Source organism: Sporosarcina sp. E16_8 (assembly GCF_017347095.1).
Classification (GTDB): Bacteria; Bacillota; Bacilli; order Bacillales_A; family Planococcaceae; genus Sporosarcina.
This window is the reverse complement of record NZ_JADPRZ010000056.1, coordinates 1-20,643: the sequence shown is the minus strand read 5'-3', so window position 1 is coordinate 20,643 and position 20,643 is coordinate 1. Positions and strand designations below refer to the sequence as shown.

At 40.1% G+C, this 20,643-nt stretch carries 15 protein-coding genes and 1 pseudogene; 11 read left to right on the top strand and 5 right to left on the bottom strand.

The genetic code is table 11. The annotated features are described in order from the left end of the window. The first annotated feature begins 1,417 nt into the window (after positions 1 to 1,417). The gene (locus I2484_RS18640) at positions 1,418 to 1,645 is read left to right on the top strand and encodes a hypothetical protein (protein WP_207152565.1); all 228 of its coding nucleotides are present in this window, start codon (positions 1,418 to 1,420) and stop codon (positions 1,643 to 1,645) included. Between the two features lie 423 nt (positions 1,646 to 2,068). Here the strand turns inward: I2484_RS18640 and I2484_RS18635 are convergent, their stop codons facing one another. After that, a complete protein-coding gene (locus I2484_RS18635) occupies positions 2,069 to 2,608 on the bottom strand; it encodes a transcription repressor NadR (protein WP_207152564.1) in 540 nt (179 codons plus the stop codon). A gap of 230 nt (positions 2,609 to 2,838) precedes the next feature. Here I2484_RS18635 and menC point away from each other — a divergent pair, with 230 nt between their 5' ends. From menC to I2484_RS18615, 4 genes are all read left to right on the top strand, one after another. After that, on the top strand, positions 2,839 to 3,951 hold the full coding sequence (gene menC, locus I2484_RS18630; protein WP_207152563.1) for an o-succinylbenzoate synthase: 1,113 nt from the start codon (positions 2,839 to 2,841) through the stop codon (positions 3,949 to 3,951). 184 nt (positions 3,952 to 4,135) lie between these two features. Next, positions 4,136 to 6,175 (top strand): bifunctional diguanylate cyclase/phosphodiesterase, encoded by a 2,040-nt coding sequence (locus I2484_RS18625; RefSeq protein WP_207152562.1) that lies wholly within the window; start codon positions 4,136 to 4,138, stop codon positions 6,173 to 6,175. A gap of 338 nt (positions 6,176 to 6,513) precedes the next feature. Beyond that, positions 6,514 to 7,614, top strand: a complete 1,101-nt coding sequence (gene proB, locus I2484_RS18620; RefSeq protein WP_207152561.1) for a glutamate 5-kinase — start codon at positions 6,514 to 6,516, stop codon at positions 7,612 to 7,614. A 192-nt stretch (positions 7,615 to 7,806) separates the two neighbouring features. Next, positions 7,807 to 9,054, top strand: a complete 1,248-nt coding sequence (locus tag I2484_RS18615; protein ID WP_207152560.1) for a glutamate-5-semialdehyde dehydrogenase — start codon at positions 7,807 to 7,809, stop codon at positions 9,052 to 9,054. Between the two features lie 133 nt (positions 9,055 to 9,187). On the opposite strand, the gene I2484_RS18610 is transcribed toward I2484_RS18615, so the two are convergent. After that, on the bottom strand, positions 9,188 to 10,120 hold the full coding sequence (locus tag I2484_RS18610) for an LCP family glycopolymer transferase (RefSeq protein WP_275956890.1): 933 nt from the start codon (positions 10,118 to 10,120) through the stop codon (positions 9,188 to 9,190). 351 nt (positions 10,121 to 10,471) lie between these two features. Here I2484_RS18610 and I2484_RS21680 point away from each other — a divergent pair. The 4 genes and pseudogenes from I2484_RS21680 (at position 10,472) to I2484_RS18585 (ending at position 15,752) form a co-directional block, all read left to right on the top strand. Then, positions 10,472 to 11,107 (top strand): annotated as a pseudogene (locus I2484_RS21680) (GGDEF domain-containing protein). Between the two features lie 149 nt (positions 11,108 to 11,256). Further along, positions 11,257 to 12,402, top strand: coding sequence for an HD domain-containing phosphohydrolase (locus I2484_RS18595; RefSeq protein WP_207152557.1), 1,146 nt, complete (start codon positions 11,257 to 11,259; stop codon positions 12,400 to 12,402). Between the two features lie 9 nt (positions 12,403 to 12,411). Continuing rightward, a complete protein-coding gene (locus I2484_RS18590) occupies positions 12,412 to 14,211 on the top strand; it encodes an adenylate/guanylate cyclase domain-containing protein (protein ID WP_207152556.1) in 1,800 nt (599 codons plus the stop codon). Between the two features lie 11 nt (positions 14,212 to 14,222). Next, positions 14,223 to 15,752 carry an MDR family MFS transporter gene (locus tag I2484_RS18585; RefSeq protein WP_207152569.1) on the top strand — a complete coding sequence of 510 codons (1,530 nt, stop codon included), beginning with the start codon at positions 14,223 to 14,225 and terminating at the stop codon, positions 15,750 to 15,752. Between the two features lie 78 nt (positions 15,753 to 15,830). Here the strand turns inward: I2484_RS18585 and I2484_RS18580 are convergent, their stop codons facing one another. Then, on the bottom strand, positions 15,831 to 16,094 hold the full coding sequence (locus I2484_RS18580; RefSeq protein WP_207152555.1) for a DUF3006 domain-containing protein: 264 nt from the start codon (positions 16,092 to 16,094) through the stop codon (positions 15,831 to 15,833). 2 nt (positions 16,095 to 16,096) lie between these two features. Beyond that, a complete protein-coding gene (locus I2484_RS18575) occupies positions 16,097 to 17,341 on the bottom strand; it encodes an MBL fold metallo-hydrolase (protein WP_255551587.1) in 1,245 nt (414 codons plus the stop codon). Between the two features lie 247 nt (positions 17,342 to 17,588). On the opposite strand from I2484_RS18575, the gene I2484_RS18570 reads away from it, so the two are divergent. Then, positions 17,589 to 19,274, top strand: coding sequence for an AAA family ATPase (locus tag I2484_RS18570; RefSeq protein WP_207152567.1), 1,686 nt, complete (start codon positions 17,589 to 17,591; stop codon positions 19,272 to 19,274). A 283-nt stretch (positions 19,275 to 19,557) separates the two neighbouring features. Beyond that, on the top strand, positions 19,558 to 20,436 hold the full coding sequence (locus I2484_RS18565; RefSeq protein WP_207152554.1) for a patatin-like phospholipase family protein: 879 nt from the start codon (positions 19,558 to 19,560) through the stop codon (positions 20,434 to 20,436). Between the two features lie 58 nt (positions 20,437 to 20,494). On the opposite strand, the gene I2484_RS18560 is transcribed toward I2484_RS18565, so the two are convergent. Continuing rightward, the coding region (locus I2484_RS18560) for a hypothetical protein (protein WP_207152566.1) at positions 20,495 to 20,643 on the bottom strand (149 nt) is incomplete at its 5' end.

The window sequence follows — 20,643 nt, the reverse complement described above, 5'->3', positions numbered from 1 at the left end:
AAGAGCAAATAAGTGCTACTCGTAAGTTATAAAAAAGCAATAAGTGTATTCACAATGAAAAGGTTGGATTGTCATTTACACATAAATATTGACACTCCCGATTAATTTCTAACACATTAAATTCAGTTGTTATGATAGTATCACTTATTGTTTTTTTTATTGTTGATGGAAATTTGAGGAAAAGTGAACAACGTTATTAATCAATCGGGCGCGATTCCTTAACAAAGAGTAGCGCCGATTTTGCATATAAGCGCCGTTTACGGATATATACGTAGCAAAAAGGGGGATGCTTACATGTTTAGATATCTATTCATGTTTATTATTCTTACAATGATTAGTCATTTCATTGTAGATGTAGTTTTTATTAAAGCTATCCAGATATCTACAATAGTTGTAATTTTTACGATTGTTATGGATTACTTTTACAGGGACAGAATAAAAAGCTAGATAGTCCTGCTGGCTGAATATTTTTTAAAAAATTATGAGCGATATTATGTTTAGGCAATAGAAGTGGAAGGCTAGTTGATTTCTTAAACATTCGGGCGCGATTGAGGAATATCTAAGCCTAATTCCTCGCTCAAGATACGGAGGGGGTAGGCTTTTTTCTCAATCAGAGTGCTAAACGTTATTAATTTCCACATTCTTTACATTATCCATTGGTGATTTCATTGCAACGAATGGGAACCTTAGCGGAAATCGCTGGTAAATAACATGGTAGGAGTGGTATATTCTTGTGGCAGAAATCAATTAATCTAATTAGAGGAGGAGAAATCGTAAGCGTGAAATAACGACAACCCGTATGACAGGTGGCCGTTATTTCACGCTTACTTTTGAAACGCCTACTGTTCTTTCAATTTAAAGTTGCACAAAGGTGCTCAAATACTTATTGTTGATTGACCGCTCTTTTTTACTGCCGTAGTAATTAATATATTGGAATACAGAAAAAAATGAAATTTAGGTGGTCTTTATAAATTGGGGATATTTTTTAAGAAAGCGGAAAGAAAGAATAGTTCAAAATCACTTTCTATTTTGAAGAAAATATTGTTAATGACAATGATATTACTTTTGGTCTTGGCATTAATTAACGGTTTTGATACTCTATTTATTAGGATAGCGTTCATCATAGTGGGAGTTTTATCAATTATAGATGGAGTCGAAAGTTATTTTCATAAAGAAGATAAAAAAGTCTATCTCACTGAATTAGGCTTTGGAGCATTCTACTTTATACTAACGTTTATAGTTTGGGAGTAACTTTTTTAAAAGAATTGAAGTCAAATTTACAGAGTTCAGTGGTCAAAAAGTAATCGACATTGAAACGGGCGTTAACTTCATTATACAGTTTGAAAAAGGTGCACTGACAATTGAATGTCCTTGGCGTATTCGAAATACGGATATCGTATTGGTTGGTGAATCAGATTTGCAGACGAATAAAGATGAGTGGGAATCTGTAAAAGATCTTCTATATGGAACGACCATCAAGGACAGTCAGCTATTTGAACACTGTCCGCTGTTGAATGTGCAATGTGATTACCTGTACTTAGATTTGTTTCATGCTAGCATTTATTTCGATGGCTGGACACTTACAAATGAGGAAGACTTCTATATGTTTTCAATGTATGGAGGAACTGTTGATAAATGGAAATAAGGATTATTGTCATTTGTTTCTCAAATGAAAGACGAATAAATTATCTCATATTGTTATTAGGCACGTTCATACCGTGAGTGGGAAGTCACTTAGAATGGGAAGAAGCAAATAGGCACCATAAAGAAGAAAGAGAAGCCGAAGAAGAACGGAACTTGAGAAGCTAAATGATTAGTGAGTAGAATGAAATCCGAAATGAACACATCTACATTGATGCTCACTGCAAATGCATAAGTATGGCATGAGTGTAACTAATAGATTAGCTCTATTTTGTATAAGGTTTTGAAGAATTTTATAATAAAATTTTAAATCAAATATACATCAGTAACGAAAAAACACCATCGGATGAAAGATGATGCTGGATCGATAAACCTTGTTGTATAAAGGTTTTAAGTTACATGAATTTTTCTTCAAAATTACAATCCGTCAATCGACGAGGATACCCGCTTTTCTTAATGCTTCTTCAGCATTTTTAATATATTCTTCATCGTCCGCCATTATCGTATGAAGGTGAATTCCGCCATCTGTTAGTTTTGATAAATAAATGGCATCTGCCTCTTCGATTCGTTTGATGAATTCTATCACTTCATTCCGATTAGAAACCATGATTGAAGCGCTAAGATCTCCATATACAGGATGCTCGATTTTGACATCTTTCACTGTTACCCCATTATCGACAAGGATGTTCAGTTCTTCTATTGTTTCCTCCGGAGTGTGTTTGCAAACGATCGTTTTTTCGAATCTTTTGGGTGACGTCTGCATAGGCATATAAACGTAGCCTTGACTTGTAGCGACGATCGGTTCATTTTTTGCTTTTAACAATGTAATATCTCCGACTATCACCTGACGGCTTACATTTGTCATTTCTCCAAGTACTCTTCCCGTAATGGGTTTTTCTGACGCTTGTAACGTGTCGACGATAAGTCGGCGGCGTTCATCCCCAAGAATTTTTTCTTTCTCATTCATCATAAAACCACCTCATGTAGCCATTTTACCATATTTCGCGACTGAATCGCTGTCCTTGGAATTGTTGTACAACTTCGAAAAGGGGACGGCTCAGCCTTGAAATGAGGCGATTCGTGGGTAAATCAGTAAAAACCGTGTTGAGAGCCCAAAACACAAATTGGATTCCGCAAACGGGTATGTTAAGTTAGTAGTTATGACGTTAGTACTTCGAAAAACTGAGGAGAATTGAAATGATCATCAAAGAAATTAACATTCGAAAAATGAAAATGACTATGAAGACTCCTTTTGTAACGGGATTGGGCACTTTTCAAGAAAAGGACTTCTTGATTTTAGAAGTGAAAGATGAGCTAGGGAATACTGGGTGGGGGGAGTCCGTGGCATTCTCCACACCTTGGTACAGTGAAGAAACACTTGGAACGAATCTACATATGATCAACGATTTTCTGATTCCTATAGTTTTGGGAAAAGAAATCGGACATCCCGACGAAGTTAGTCAATTATTCTCCACAATTCGTAAAAATAATATGGCGAAATCAGCTGTTGAAGGTGCGATTTGGGATCTTTATGCCAAGCGCAATAAAATGACGTTGGGACATGCACTTGGTGGCAAACAGGACAAAATCGAAGTTGGCATCAGCATCGGCATCCATGAAAATATGGCGGATTTAGTTGGAACGGTACGTGGTTTTATCAAGGAAGGCTATAAGCGTATAAAAGTGAAAATTAAGCCAGGTCATGACATTGAAGTGCTACGCGAACTCAGAAGAAATTTCCCGGACGTCCCCCTTATGGCAGATGCTAACTCGGCCTATACACTTGACGATATTGAACTTCTTAAGCAGTTAGATGAATTCAATTTGACAATGATTGAACAGCCACTTGCATCAGACGATATTATTGACCATGCAACTTTGCAAAAACAATTGAAGACAGCTATCTGTCTGGATGAAAGTATTCATTCACTTGAAGATACACGAAAGGCAATCGAACTTGGCAGTACACAAGTTATTAACGTCAAAATTGGTCGTGTAGGTGGCTTAACAGAAGCTAAGAAAATCCATGATTATTGCATGGAGAAAAACATTCCAGTTTGGTGCGGGGGCATGCTTGAATCGGGAATTGGCCGTGCGCATAATATCGCACTGACGACTCTTCCAAATTTCATCCTCCCGGGCGACACCGCTGGATCTTCCCGCTACTGGGAAAAGGATATTATCAGCCCTGAAGTCATCGTGGAAGACGGTTATATCACTGTGCCAACCGCCTATGGTATTGGTTATGAGCCGGATTGTGAAGCAATGGATTCCTATACTGTAGAATATACGCAGTTTAAAGCTTATTGATAGAATGAAAGATAATCTAGATCTTGCTTGTAAATGGATGTGTTTTCTATCGATTGAAATTTGACAAGTAGTGGTGTGTGAATTAAATGATCACGAAAGTAGAATGCAGGAAGTTGACACGTGAGGATATAGAACTATAATTAGTAGAGATTTATCATATAACAGTTGTAAAGGGGAACCGATTTTGTTTACTCATCCTTCTATGGAATCATACAGTGTAGTTGTTGGGGAATACTCTTTCTCAATCATTCTTTTGTCCGTTGTAATTGCGAGCTTTGCCTCTTATACCGCGATATCTATGAATGAACGAATGCAAGAGAATAGTTTCTTCCATCGTAATCTGTGGCTCATATTAGCGTCGATCGCTATGGGATTTGGCATATGGTCCATGCATTTTGTTGGAATGGGTGCATATTTACTCCCCATTTCGATGACTTACGAACCTAGGCTTACATTCTTGTCGATTATACCAGCAATTACAAGTTCATTTTTAGTGTTTTATTTAGTCAACCGCAGGCGGAAATCGATTGGATTCAATCTGATTTCGGGAGTCACGATGGGAATTGGCATTTCGGCAATGCATTATATTGGGATGGCGTCAATGGTATCAGACGCTGTTTATACATATGATTTTACGATTTTTACTGCATCTGTTGCGATTGCAATTAGTATTTCTTTTATCGCAATCTATATTTTTTCTTCCCTTCAGCACCTTATGAAAAATAGGCACCTGAAAATGTTCACTTCGCTCGTTATGGGGTTAGCAATATCTAGTATGCACTATACCGGGCTTATCGGGACTACTTACTATATACATCGTGACAAGATTGATAGTTTGCATGGGGTTCATCAAATGAACATGACCTATCTCAATATTTCTGTTTCGATTGGTTTGGGTCTATTGCTGCTATTATTGCTGTTATCGAGTTTTATGGACCGTTATATTGATTACCGCGTAAATTATTTCGAGTCTTTAACGAGAATTCCAAACAGACGCAGCTTTGAAAAAATGTTAAACAGCCCTACCTATCATGGAAGTCTGGCAATGTGGTATATTCCTGATATTGAAAAGATCAATGTTGAGCAAGGTTATAATTTTGGGGATAAAGTTATTCAGTATTTGGGACATTTATTCTCCCAGTGGACATCATCCTCTATGAAACTTTACCAACTTCAAGGTAAGCGTTTCGTTTTTCTAATCCAGGATGTGGATGGAATCGCTGAGTTTGAGCGCACTATGAATAGGATTGCAGAACAACTTAAAAAGCAGACTGAAATTGATGGCAAATTAATTAAGATTGAAGCGGTCTGCGCAATTTCAACGACGGAAGAGCATAGCGATCCGAAGCGTTTGTATACAGAAGCGCTTGCTGTGTTAGAGCATCCATCGACTCGCTATGACTATCAGGTGATTCGATTTGATAATGCAATTCATACGCATTCATTTGAAGAGGAAATCCTTGGTAGTATAGGTGATGCCATGCGCGAAGGGCAGTTATTTATGGTTTATCAACCTAAAATAATCGCTTGTACAAATGGACTGTCAGGGTTTGAGGCGTTAATTCGCTGGAAGCATCCTGAATACGGTATGCTGTCGCCTGTAACTTTCATACCCATTCTTGAACAAAGCGAACAAATGGAAGAAGTGACAAATTGGATAATTGAGCAAGTTTGTAAGCAGATTGCAGAATGGGTGAAAATGGACTATCGGGTGTATCCCGTCTCAATCAATATTTCAGGCGATTATGTCACTTCACCGATTTTACTAAATGTATTAAGGGAAATGATTAAAAAGTATAAGTTGAAACCGCATAATTTAGAATTAGAAATTACGGAAACGAGTGTAGTAAAATCGATTAAAGATGCAGTAAAAGCCCTTAATACGTTTCGAGAAGAAGGTTTTTCTGTAGCATTGGATGATTTTGGTACAGGTGTTTCATCTTTGTCTTACTTGAAACAACTGCCGATTTCGACTTTGAAAATAGATAAGTCATTTATAGACGATGTACCACAATCTGAGAAAGATTCATCTATTCTAAAGGCGATTCTTGCGATCGGCCGAACGCTAAGCTTGGACATTGTACTAGAAGGTGTAGAAACTGAAGAGCAAGTTCAATTTCTACGCCAAGATTCGGAGTCGTTAATTTTCCAAGGTTATTATTTTGCTAAACCTATGACATCGGCAGAACTTTTGAATCGGTTAGCGCAGCGAAACCTGGTTTAATTTAAATCGGCTTTTACGCTTGACAATTCAGCTAACTGTTGTATGATTGTTTAAAATCTTCTAAAACTTGAACGGTGATGAAGGACTACTATGCGAATCCATGTTGTGAAAGAGATCGGAATTTATCAGCTGGAAGATTCCGTCACGACAATCGCAGAACCTACCTTCGTAGTCTTATGCAAAACATAAGCGCAACCCTCGGCGTTATGGGGATAAGTGGGATGTGTTCACATGCATCCAATTATGGTGGTACCGCGGAAGCTTAGCTCTTTCGTCCTTAATATCAGGACGAGTGGGCTTTTTTGTATTCCACGACAAGATGAAATGGGGGTATTCGAATGAAAAAACAACGGATTGTCGTGAAAATAGGAAGCAGTTCTTTAACAAATGTTAAAGGTGAAATCGATCAAGCGAAATTCAATGATCATATCGAAGCGCTTGCCATACTGCGTAAGGCAGGGCATGAAGTGATTCTTGTTTCTTCTGGTGCAGTAGCGGCTGGATTTGCAAGGTTAGGCTATTCGTCAAGACCCATTACTATCAAAGGGAAACAGGCAGCTTCGGCGGTTGGTCAGGGGTTGTTAATGCGATCTTATATTGAAAAGTTTAGTGTTCATGGAATCATGCCCGCTCAGATCTTATTGACACGAATCGATTTTTCAAATCGCGAGCGTTACAGGAATGCATTTGCAACGTTGACGGAATTATTGGAACGAGGAATTATACCCATTATTAATGAAAACGATACTGTCTCTGTGGAGGAACTGACATTTGGTGACAATGATATGTTGTCTGCACTTGTCAGCGGCATTCTCCATGCAGACCAACTTATTATTTTAACAGATGTTAATGGGCTTTATGAATCAAATCCACGTAAATATCCATTGGCGAAACGACTAGATTATCTTGAACAGATTACAGATGACTTACTAACAGGTGCAGACGATACGGGATCTAAAGTCGGGACTGGTGGCATGAAATCAAAACTGCTGGCCGCGAAAACAGCAACATCACTCGGCGTTTCGGTTTTCATCGGAACGGGAGAAGGCTCGAGTAAACTGCTGACGATTTTACAGGGTGGAGGGGATGGCACCTATATTTCCAATCCGGATATCGCGAAAATTAATACGAACAGACAATGGATCGTGTTGCATTCCGAATCGGCAGGCGAGCTTTACGTGGATCAAGGGGCGGAAGAGGCCATTTTATATAACGGAAAAAGCTTATTACCTGCTGGCGTTGTTAAAGTAAAGGGGGATTTTTACAAAGGTGACGTTGTTGACGTATTTGGCGTCAATGGGATTTTAGGCAAAGGGGAAGTCAGCTATTCGTCGGATGAATTAATAAACACGATTGTAAGCCGGAACAAGTTAAAAATTGAAGAATTAGTTTCATCGAACGTTGAAGTTATTCATCGGGACCGCTGGGCACAACTTTAACTCCACTTAGCGGTAGTCCCTCACATCTATAAGTGGTGGGGTGAATGCAAAGTATGCATTCAATTCAGTGGGGTTTAAGCCTCTTCTGAAAAATGAAAGTCAACCTAAGAACGCCACGTTCCGCAGGCATAAGCTCAATTCAAAATCTGGACGTAAATTTGCCAAGGCGCAATATATAAAGGGGGATTTAACATGAGCGAAGTACGCCTAAAAGGGAAAGCTGCAAAAAAAATTAGTTATTCGTTGGTTAATATTACAACCGACCAAAAGAACGAAGCACTGGCATTAATTGCAGACCAATTAGTGCTCGACCAAACATCCATTCTTGCTGAAAATGACAGGGACTTAGTCGATGGAAAAGAGAAAGGGTTTACTGACGCAATTCTTGACCGCATTCTGCTCACAGAAAAACGAATCAAAGACATGGCTGGTGCGATTCATCTGTTAATAGAATTACAGGATCCGATTGGTGAGACATTGGAAACTATCGAAAAAGACAATGGATTACTTATTGAAGTGAAGCGGGTACCAATCGGCGTTATCGGCATGATTTACGAAGCAAGACCGAATGTTACTGTTGACGCGGCGACGCTCGCACTTAAAACAGGAAACGCCGTCATTTTACGAGGAAGTTCCTCTGCAAAGTATTCGAACATGGCACTTATAAAGTCAATACACGCGGCTCTTGATAAAAGCGAAATCCCGAAAATAGCAATCCAATTAATTGAAGATACAAGCAGGGAAACGGCAAAAGAGCTGTTCCGGCTCAATGAATACTTGGACGTTCTTATACCGAGGGGCGGAAAAACACTTATTGAGACAGTTATTCGCGAAGCGACTGTTCCGGTCATTCAAACTGGGGCGGGTAATTGTCACATTTATATTGATGAAACTGCTGTGAGAGAAATGGCTACTAATATTGTATTGAATGCGAAGATTCAGCGTCCATCCGTTTGCAATGCGATTGAGACAATCTTAATCCATGAGAAGTGGTTTGCACTGTTTGGAAAAGGACTTATCGAAAATTTGCAGGAGAACGAAGTGGAGATATTCGGGGATGAAACAGTTGTTCAAGAATGTGAAAATGTGCAAGCGGCATCCGAATCAGACTGGTCGACAGAATATCTTGGGTTAACAGTTAGTATCAAGATTGTAACTGGCCTTGATGAAGCAATTGCACATATTACTAAATACGGAACTAAGCATTCTGAAGCCATTATCACCAATGATGAAAAACATGCTGCAACATTCTTGAATTACGTCGATGCCGCCGCAGTGTATCATAATGCTTCCACGCGATTTACGGATGGCTTTGAATTTGGTTATGGCGCAGAAATTGGAATCAGCACACAGAAGTTACACGCGCGGGGTCCAATGGGGTTAAAAGCGTTGACGACGACAAAGTATGTCATCCGTGGCAATGGGCAAGTGCGGGTATAAGGAAAGTTTTTTGAAGGATTCGTTAGTAAATCCTTAGAACCAAGGGTAAAGCTCGAAAGTCGCAGGTAAACACTTAGAAATCACAGCCAAAAACATCAAAAACCCGTGGAGTTTGAACACTCCACGGTTTTTTTCAATTCAATTCCAAATGCTGCTTCATGACATCTGTAACTTCCTGTAATTCTGTTTCATCCATAATGTAATACCATATACCGCCGTTCATTCGCTTGCCTTCACCTAATTCAAAATGAATCTGTTCAACTTTACTAGCCGCTTCTCGGTAGTTCTTCTGGACGTCTACCATTTCATCGAACGTCATGTTCGTTTTTACGTTGTCTCCCAAGGCGTTGAAGACGCTGCGGTATTTCAGCAAGCTTTTCACAGAGGTCCCTTCATGTAGAACTCCCTCAATCACCTGTTTCTGACGATCTTGACGCCCGAAGTCGCCATTAGGATCACCTTTACGCATACGTACGTAGGACAAAGCTTCTTTACCGTCTAATGAGATGTCTCCAGCGGCATAAAGAATCGAATCCTGCGTAAATTCGAAAGGATTGTTCACACTGATACCGCCGACTGTATCAACGATTGTTTGAAATCCTTCCATATTGACTTCCATAACATAGTCAATGGGAATATCCAATAGATTTTCAACAGAATCCAGTGACATCTGAATGCCACCGAATGCATACGCATGATTTAGTTTATCTGTGGTTCCATGACCGATAATTTCAGTGTATGTATCCCTTGGTATACTGACTAGCTTTGTCGTTTTTAACTTAGGATTAACTGCCATTACAATCATTGTATCAGAGCGGCCTTTATCGCCTTCTCGTTCATCAACACCCAAAACAAGTACTGAAAAAGGATCCTGTTTGCCCAATGTAATTAATTCTTTACGCTTCTCCGACACTTCCCGGTCAATTGGCTCATACATACTTCTTAATGTTGATGTCAAGTCAAAATAGATATTCAACGCGAAACCGAAGATTATAAGGCTTATCACCGCAATAACCCAGGGCCATTTTCTACGTTTCTTCATTTTTTTTGTATCTGCTCGATTCATTATAGTTCCTCCAGTTGGTGTCATTCGAAAAAGTGTACCAGGATATAGACGCTTTAGATTACGTTCAGGTTTCAATTTTGATTTACTAGTAGGGGGGCGACTTTTATAAGTGCGCAAGAAACATAAAATGCTCCTAATAGCGAAGAAAATCAACCTATATGAGTATACTTCAATCTCGCTATTGATTACAAATGAAGTTCTTTTACTGTTTATATAAATTGAATGTACCGACATTGATGTATATAATAATTAGATACATATTAATTGAATAGAATGGATGGGGCTTATGCTAAAAGCTCAATTAAAATTTGAAATAACGTTCGTTTTATTGATGAGGGCACTAAAATAATCATGTTTGCACATGGATTTGGTTGCAACCAGCAAGATATGAAAATGAACTTATTCAGGAAAAACGTAATGCCGAAAGCCTACAAGAGCTTACAGCAATTATTAAAAGAAGTAGAGAGTAAAAAAAGTGAGCTCGAGTTCATCAACGAAAAACTAGAAGTGTTGGCTTTAACGGACTCTCTTACAGGATTAAATAACAGACGATACTTTGAAGAACAGTTAGTATTCTTCATCGAATTACACAGAGTTACAGGAAGACCATTTTCACTGCTGGCGATAGATGTGGATCATTTCAAACGTGTAAATGATTCTTTAGGTCATCCAATAGGAGATCTTGTCCTGTAAGAAATTCCTTTAAAATTGCAACAATCTGGAAGACCTCACGATATAATCGCTAGGATTGGCGGAGAGGAATTCATGCTATTATTACCAGAAACTAATTTGGAAAAGGCATATACCATTGCAGAATCGATAAGGAAAATAGTTGAGCAAAGCGAATGGTCTTATACCCCTATTACTATCAGTTCAGGGGTATCAATGGTAAAGCAAGGAGATACGCCCACAACACTAATTAGAAGAACGGACGTTGCCCTCTATAAATCTAAGAATGCGGGCAGAAATAAAGTTTCTATTTGTTGAATGAATGCCCAGACCCCAGGGAGCTATAGTATACCTGGGGTTTTAGTGGTTAGTAAAATAGTGAAAAGTGATGTGGAAAACGAGTATTAGTGATAAAATTAACGTGTTGGTAAATGATGCTAAACGATGTTTATAGAAGGGAACTTACGATGAATAATCAAAAGGAAATAGTGTATAAAGAAGTTCTCAAGGACCTGCAGCCAGATCGGATACTTGCTATCATATTTGAATACATGTCAAAAGTATCGATGGAAAATGATTTGGATAAGTTATTAATGATATTAGCTGATTTAGGAAAAAAACTTGTTGTAGCCGACCGTTGCTCAGTCTGGTTACACGAACCTTCGGAACAGACAATCTGGACGGTAGCAGCGCATGGCATTGAAAAAATTATTATTTCGCAGGAAAGCGGATTTGTTGGTCATAGTATTACTACTGGGAAAGTAGTCGTCGTAGAGGATGCCTATTTGGATGAGCGTTTTAATCAGGAAATTGATATTGAATCGGGATATAGAACGTGTTCAGTCCTTTGTATTCCTTTCCATAATTCCAGTGGCGCTGTAATTGGTACATTTCAAGCGATAAACAAAATGACTGCTCAAGGTATCTTTAACGAAAAAGATAGTGAAATGTTGGGATTAGCTGCTACATATGCTGGTAAGTCCCTTGAGTCAGCCATTCTACTAAATGAAATTATTGAAACACAAAAAGAAATGCTTGAGACCTTGGGTGAAATCGGAGAAAGCCGTTCACAGGAAACAGGAAATCATGTGAAACGTGTTGCGTTATACTCTTATCTATTAGCCAAGTTGTCCGGTATTTCTGAAGAAAAAGCTCTTCTTTTGAAACATGCTTCACCTATGCATGACATTGGTAAAGTAGCAACACCTGACAGTATTTTACTAAAACCAGGTAAGCTAACATCGGATGAATTCGAAATCATGAAACAGCACGCTGTCATTGGTTACAATATTTTTAAAAATTCCCAACGTGATTTGCTTCGCACTGCGGCAATTATTGCGTATGAGCACCATGAAAAATGGGACGGCACAGGGTATCCAAATGGTTTAAATGGAGAAGAGATTCATATCTTTGGACGAATTACTGCCATTGCGGATGTTTTTGATGCACTGGGCAGTCACCGTGTTTATAAGCAAGCTTGGAAAATGGAACAGATAGTTGCTTATATGACGGAACAACAAGGAAAACATTTCGACCCGATACTTGTGCAATTGTTTCTTGATAATCTTGCATTATTTATTGCTATTCGGGATCAGCACAGCGATGTAGGATAGGAGATACTAATGCGAAAAACAATCTATTTTCAAGAAGAACGCGTCATTAATGCACCCATTGGGCAGATATGGTCTCTTCTTGAAGACACCAACCAGTTGAATCAGGAAATTGGCTTGTTTCCAGTCCGATTTTCACCTTATAGCCATAAAGAGGGTTCACTCTTTCGACAATCACGTACAAGAGTATTTGGAGCAATAGAGATAGCCTGGCGCGAATACGCATTTGAATGGATTAAACAGCAATCCTATTCTTTAGAACGTGTTTATACAAAAGGTCCGATTGTACAGGTGCAATGGAAGGTTAGTGTAGAGCCGCAAGGAGAAAACACAACATTGTTAAAACTGAAGGGCGATTTTACATACCGCAATCTAGTCGGCCGGCTTGCCATGAAAATAATTATAATCCCACAATTAAGGAAGACCTTCCTTTACGCATTGCAATTAGAAGGAAATAGTGGGGTAGCGGCTATTCGGCCTCGGCTAAAGCAAGTTGCTGTTGTAGAGAAGGAACGCTTAGATAGATTAACCGCAAAGCTCACAGAGGCCTTCAGCAACGAGCAAATGATTGAACAACTTATACAAACACTTGTGAACGGCAAAGATGAAGAAGTAACGAGTATGAAGCCGCTACAATGGGCAGAGATTCACAAATTTGATCGGCGGCAGACAGTCGAGCTTTTCCTTATAGCTACAAAAGTAGGCGTTCTGGATCAAGAGTGGAGTCTAATGTGCCCCAATTGCCGAGTACCCAAAAGTCAGACAAATACGCTGAGACAGTTGGATAATACAGTGCATTGTGATCTATGCGGAGTAGATTATGAAATCGATTTTGATCGCTATGTCGAGATGCTCTTCTCAGTTAACCCGAGTATCCGGCAAACGAGTCAGGCGTTATTCTGTGTAAATGGGCCACTGAACTCCCCCCATGTCGTTGCCCAATTTCGAATTCCGAGCCATTCATCAATGGAGCTGGAATTGCCAGATTGGGATCAAAAACTGCGCTGGCGTGTATTAAAGTTTAATTATACAACAAGCATATATGAAGGAACGGATGATGCAAAGTCGATACTAACACTTAAAGAATCTGGATTTGCTGAAAAAGAAGTGGCTAAAACACGCTTAATGCAGGTGGAAAACCAAACAAGTCAGGAATTTGTTCTGGTCCTAGAAGAAGTTGATTGGGACCGATTTGCACTGACTGCAAGGGAAGTTACTTCACTTCAACTGTTTCGGGAATTGTTTGCGACGGAAGTATTATCCCCAGACCAACAGATTGGTGTTGGAAATATGACCATTTTATTTACAGATTTAAAAGGGTCAACCCAACTTTATGAATCTATTGGAGATGCCCTTGCTTATTCAAATGTGAAAAAACATTTTGATTTCTTGAGAAAATATATTCAAGCTAATCATGGCACCATTGTTAAAACAATTGGCGATTCTGTTATGGCTGCATTCATTCAAGACAAGGATGCTTTCAATGCTGCTCTTGCGATTCAGAAAAACATTCATTTGTTAAATGAAAATATATCACAAGCTGTGCAAGTGAAAATCGGTTTTTACACAGGTCCTGTTATTGCAGTTAACGCGAATGAAATCCTTGATTACTTTGGGCGTACAGTAAATATGGCGGCACGGATCCAGCAGCAAAGCGTGGGTGGTGATATTGTCATCAGTGAACATGACTATCGGGATTTACTAGAGTCAGACGAATTTTCGGTACTCGACCTGACGTTAGAAATCGAATCTCTAACCAAAAAATTACATGGCGTAGATGGAGATACGCGATTAATACGAATACGATTATAAATCGTTTGAAAATGGCTTCGGGAGGTACGGCATTGGAAGATAAAACACGATTAAGACTCGTTTTGACGGGGATTTTATTAGGAATATTAATGGCTGCAATGGATAATACAATTGTAGCGACAGCGCTCGGTTCGATATTGGGAGACTTAGGCGGTGTGGATAGCTACATTTGGATTACGTCTGCTTATGCAGTAGCTGTCTTGGCGGGGATGCCGATTTTCGGAAAGTTATCCGATATGTATGGACGAAAACGGTTCTTTTTATTTGGTATCATTGTTTTCTTAATTGGGTCTGCTCTATGTGGACTTGCACAAACCGTTCCACAGCTTGCCGTATTCCGGGCGATCCAAGGAATTGGCGGAGGGGCATTATTGCCAATAGCATTCACAATTGTTTTTGATGTATTCCCTCCTGAACAGCGTGGTAAAATGACTGGCCTTCTTGGCGCTGTATTTGGCGCTTCAAGTGTTCTAGGCCCTTTGCTTGGTGCATGGATTACGGAATCAATTAGCTGGCACTGGGTATTTTACGTTAATATTCCAATCGGCGCGATTTCTTTATTCCTGATCATTCGTTATTACAAGGAAGCTGCACAACCAATCAAGCAGACGATAGATTGGCTCGGAGCAATTACACTTGTCACGGCTGTCGTCAGCCTAATGTTTGGGCTTGAGTTGGGCGGCAAAAAGTTTGAGTGGTCATCTTGGCAAAGTATCTCCCTCTTTAGTATATTTGTTGTCTTTTTCATTGTCTTCATATGGGCTGAAACGAGAGCAAAAGAACCGATTATTTCATTTTGGATGTTCAAGAATAGACTATTTGCATCATCCCAGGCGCTGGCTTTTTTATACGGAGCGACATTTATTGGTTTGACGATATTCATTCCTCTTTTTGTACAGGCCGTATATGGTGGGTCAGCCACTAATGCAGGAATAATTCTTATGCCGATGCTTCTTGGCTCGGTCGCTGGGAGTGCACTTGGAGGGATATTGCAGACGAAAACATCATATCGCAACATCATGGTGATTTCGGTTATCGCCTATTCAATCGGTATGGTATTAATGAGTACAATTACACCTGATACTTCACGAATAGCTCTATCCCTATTTATGGTACTTGTCGGATTTGGCGTAGGGTTTTCATTTTCATTACTGCCCTCTGCGTCGATGCATGAAATGGACTATCGCTATAGGGGATCAGCAAACGCAACGAACTCGTTTTTCCGCTCGTTAGGCCTTGCACTAGGGATTACAATTTTCGGTGCGATTCAAACGAAACTACTAACAAGTGAAATGGCCGCTGGCTTTGCAAAGATTGGTGGAAGCGGGCAGGCGGGTCCGGAATCACTTGGAAATATCCAAACTGTATTTCAGCCTGAAGCACGCGCAAACATCCCTCCAGATATATTGGACGTAATAATAAATGCAATGTCTACATCGATTTCGGCCACGTATCTCTGGTCACTCATTCCGGTAGGGATAGCAATCATTGCTGTTTTCTACATGGGCAATGAAAGACTTGATATAACTAAAAAACAGTAAACATAAAAGCTGTCACATCCATTTTATATAATGGGCATGACAGCTTTTCTCTAGGCTTTATAACACTTTTCAATGCAATTAGAGCCGTTTGAAGCGGCTGGTTTTCTTGGGTTTCAATCGTTGCATTCTGTCATCCACTTCTCGTTTCAATTCCGTAGTTTTTCCTTCGTCTACTTGGAATGAAGTGATTTCATCACCCTGGATTTCTACTAAAAACCATGTTCCGGCTGTGCTGTCAGAAGGGAGTGCGGGTATGTCGACATGGTATTCTTTCTGTAATTCTTCAACTAAGAGAAGTGCTTTTCCGTTGTCTGTGAACCGATCAAGATATGCTGAATACATAATTATCCTCCTATGCACGCAATGCCTTGCGTGAGAATGTCGGCAATACGTGCAGGTCCGATGCCTTTAATATGACTAAGATCGTCAACGGATTGGTAAGGGCGGAGCTGGATTAACTCTTGTGAACGAGCAGGACCGATGTGGATAATACGCTGTACCTCCACTTCACTTGCCGAGTTAACATTTACACATGAACCACTTGAAACTGGTTGTATTTCCTTTTCGGGTTCGGGTGTAGGGACCACTTCAGTTTCTGCAGGCGGTGTGTTTTCTATAGTCCCTTGGTTATTTGTCTGGACATTAAACGTCTTGCCATTGGTCTCTACAATAACTGTTCCATGGACATCTGTTCCATAAACCAGAGCACCGCTTTTTTCAAGCCGATTAATCGTTTCGATATGCGGGTGTCCGTATTGATTGTCATCGCTTGCCGAATAAATCGCTATATCTGGTTTAACCGCATTTAAAAATCTGTCAGTTGTTGAAGTTTTCGATCCGTGGTGACCAACTTGTAAAATATCTGCCTTTAGGTTTGCACCACTAGTAAGCATTTCACTTTCAGCGTCCTCCTCACCGTCGCCAGTAAAGAGGAAGGAAACTTCGCCGTATTGCAAACGAATCGCAATCGAATTGTTATTTGTGTCGCCTGACAGCGATTTCGGATGAAGAACTGCAACCTCCAGCGGTCCTATGTCAAATACATCGCCAACCTCCGGCTCATAGTAATCTGCATTATTATTTTCAATTGCAGCAAGTGCATTAGAGAAAACTTGGGAGCTTGTAGTTTCGCCATTCATCCATACTTCTGATACATCAAATGTATTAATGATTTTATCCAGTTGCCCGATGTGATCTGCATGGGGATGTGTAACCGCGACTATATCAATATTTGTTATGTTCTGAGATTGAAGATAGGACACAACCTCTGTGGAGTTCCAATCCCCGGTATCGATGAGTATTGCGAATGCTTCGTCACCCTGACTGTATTCAATCAATGTGGCGTCCGCTTGACCAACGTCTATGTAATGAACTTTCATCTTCGAGAGCGGATGTTTATGTTGTTCAGCAGGATCTGTGACTTCATCTTCAACCACTTCGCTCTGTTCTTCTTGTGCTTGTTCCTCGACTATCTCTGGGTCCCCATTTACTATGTCCGGTGTAGGTGACTGTGTCGTACCCTGCCCACAACCTGCAAAAATAAGTATTCCTGCGAATAAATAAAGACTGGTTAACATATTCTTAATCATTATTTCTCCTCTATCATTCGGATATTTTCGTACTAGTATAGTGTAGCAGACATAGTCGCTGTGGATAACACTTTTATTGTGTAATAAATTATTGAACCTTCATGCCGTAATCAACCATTCACTCTTTGTACATGAACACCCAATAATTTCACCTGTTATACTAGTTCATCAGCCCTTATAATAGAAGTATATTCTAAAAGGAGTTGTCGTAGGCTTGAAGCTTATTTCGAAGTTTGCAACAAGGATTATGGTTCTTGTCCTCTTAGTCACTGGAACAGTAGCAAGTGTGGGGTGGTACTTCTTTGATGCAAATAAAGGAATCGCAGTATCGTTTTCCGAATTTGAAAATACAATTCAAGCTCAAAACAATCAAGTTGTATCGCTTAAAGAAACGTCTAGCGGAGCATTGTATTTGCAGACGAAAGAAGGGCAATACGTAACTCAAGTTCGTCCGGATAGCCAGTTAGTTGAACAATTAGTCGGAAAATATAATATTTCATATAACTATTCCGATCAAAGCCATTTTGGTAGTATATTGATGGGCGGATTGTTCATTGTGCTCCTCATTACATTCATTGTGCTTCATAAAAAAGGGAAGATTGGCGTCGGTGCTTCTTCCATGAAAAATAGCGCATCTAAACCGACCCCTTTACCCGATATTACGTTACAAGATATTGGTGGGCTTCCTGAAGAAATGAAAGAAGAGATTTTACAGACGTTATCCATTGTAAAAGATCCGAAACGGTCGGCCCAAGTTGGTATTCAGCCGCCGAAAGGGATTCTTTTATATGGTCCACCCGGTACGGGTAAGACTTTACTTGCGCAAGCAATAGCGCGCGAAATAGGAGCAACTTTCTATTCATCCAGCGGGTCGGCCTTCACAGAATTATTTGTTGGCGTAGGTGCTTCGCGTGTACGTTCTCTGTTTGAAAATGCAAGAAACCAACGACCAGCAGTCATATTTATTGATGAAGTCGATGCACTTGCAGGTAAACGGAAAATACATGGTGGGGAAGAATCAGAAAAAACATTAACGGAACTTCTTGTTCAGCTGGATGGCGGAAATAATAACGATGGTGTGCTATTCATTGCAGCAACGAACCGAAAAGATATGTTAGATGAAGCTTTTCTACGCCCAGGCCGAATCGATTATTCTTTCCAAGTACCTTTGCCTGATACGACTGGAAGAAGAGAAATCATTGATATTCACACAAGGGGCAAGCTATTGGCAGATGAAGTCTTTGCTTCGTTAGATACTCTTGCCGAAAGTACATCAGGGTTTTCGGGAGCTGAACTGAGTTCTCTCTTTAAAACAGCGAGTAGAAGAGCAATCCGAGAGGGACGTGAACAAATCGCTAAGAGTGATCTTGATTTTGCAATCGACCGCACCATTCTTGGAAGTGCCTCCCGTTCAATGAACGACCCAGAGACCAAAAGAAGAGTAGCCATTCATGAATCGGGACACGCGCTAGTCGCTGAAATAACAAAGCCCGGTTCAGTAAGGAAAGCAACGATTATTCCACGCGGCCAAGCACTTGGGTATGTAGCACCGATTCAGAAAGAGCTTCACTTGTCTACGTACAGTGAATTATTAGACCAAGTCAGTATGATCCTTGCTGGTGGCGTTGCCGAGCGTATATACCTTGGCGAGCATAGTATCGGTGTAAGTGGCGATGTCCAACAAGCGAAGGAAATCATAGAGCGCATGGTCGACACGGGTTTATTACAAGACGGTTTCACGTTAACTTTCAATAAAAGCGAGAAAGAAGCGAAGATGCAAATTCTTTTTGATGAAGCGCTTCGCAAAACAGAAAGCCTCATTCAAGGACACGGGTCAGAATTTGAACAGTTGGTGGATCTATTAATGCAAAAGGAAACACTGGACGGTACAGAAATACAACAGATTGTTGGCAGAATCGTAGCCAAAATATAAGTGTATTGAAACAAGTAATCAACTGGAGAGACATTAGTCTCTTCTTTTTTCATGGTTTGAGAACCAATAATATTAGTGTTCGGAGTGAGCATATATCTTTGTTGACCAAGCATAAGCCAATCCATACCAATCATATCTGTTGAACAACAGAGCATAAGCTAATATAAACCAATTATATCCCGAAATATACCATATTACCTCGCGCATGAACCCACAAGTTTGTTCTAATTTCCTCTCGTTTCTCCTACAGTGTAACAAGGTATGGAAATGGGGGAGATTAGCTTTGTTAATAGATGGGGTGTTTTCAGGAGGGGGTTTGAAGGGGTTTGCGTTAGTCGGGGCTTATCAAGTGCTTGAAGAAAAGGGGTATCGTTTTCACCGAATAGCTGGTACGAGTGCGGGCGCAATTCTTGCCAGTTTCATAGCAGCTGGCTATTCGGCTAAGGAAATTGAAGTGATGCTAGATGAACAAGATTTCCAGGTACTTCTTGATCCGCGTAAAACCATTATTCCCTTGCCGTTAATGAAATGGTTTCTACTGTATTGGCGCCTTGGTTTATACCAAGGCAAGGCATTAGAGAATTGGTTTTTAGAAAAGCTAGCAGCAAAAGGTGTCTATACATTTTCAGATTTACCACCGGGAAAACTGAAGCTCGTTGCTTCGGATTTAACGAATGGAAAAATGATTGTGCTACCCGACGATTTGGAGGGCTATGGAATTTCAGCAGAAACTTTTCCAGTTGCTCGTGCTCTACGCATGAGTTGTGGAATTCCATTTTTCTTTGAACCGGTGCGGTTAAATGTAGGGAAAGCCGAGACGATTGTTGTGGATGGGGGGGTGTTGAGCAATTTTCCTATGTGGATATTTAACGATGAAAGTGGAAAAACAGAACGTCCAGTCTTAGGCTTGAGGCTAAGTCGTAGTCAAGAAGACATGCCGGGACATAAAATTGACAATGCCTTAGATTTATTTGAAGCGCTTTTTTCAACGATGAAGAATTCGCATGATGAAAGGTATATTTCTCGAAAGCATGAAAAAAACATCATTTTCATCCCAGTCGATGACTATAGTGCAACTCAGTTTGATATGGACCAGGAAACAAAAGAGGAGCTAATGGAAGCGGGACGCAATAGTACGGTTCGATTTTTGAAAACATGGTGAAAAATACCGGGTCCAAAACGATTTTGAGTCGTTTCGGTACCCGGTACTTTTTCTATAGCTAGTTGGCTGACCATTCAGTGTGGAAATGTCCTTCTTTATCAAGACGTTCATAGGAATGTGCACCAAAATAATCGCGTTGAGCTTGGATAAGATTGGCTGGCAATGTTTCAGTACGATAACTATCATAATAAGCTAATGCACTTGAGA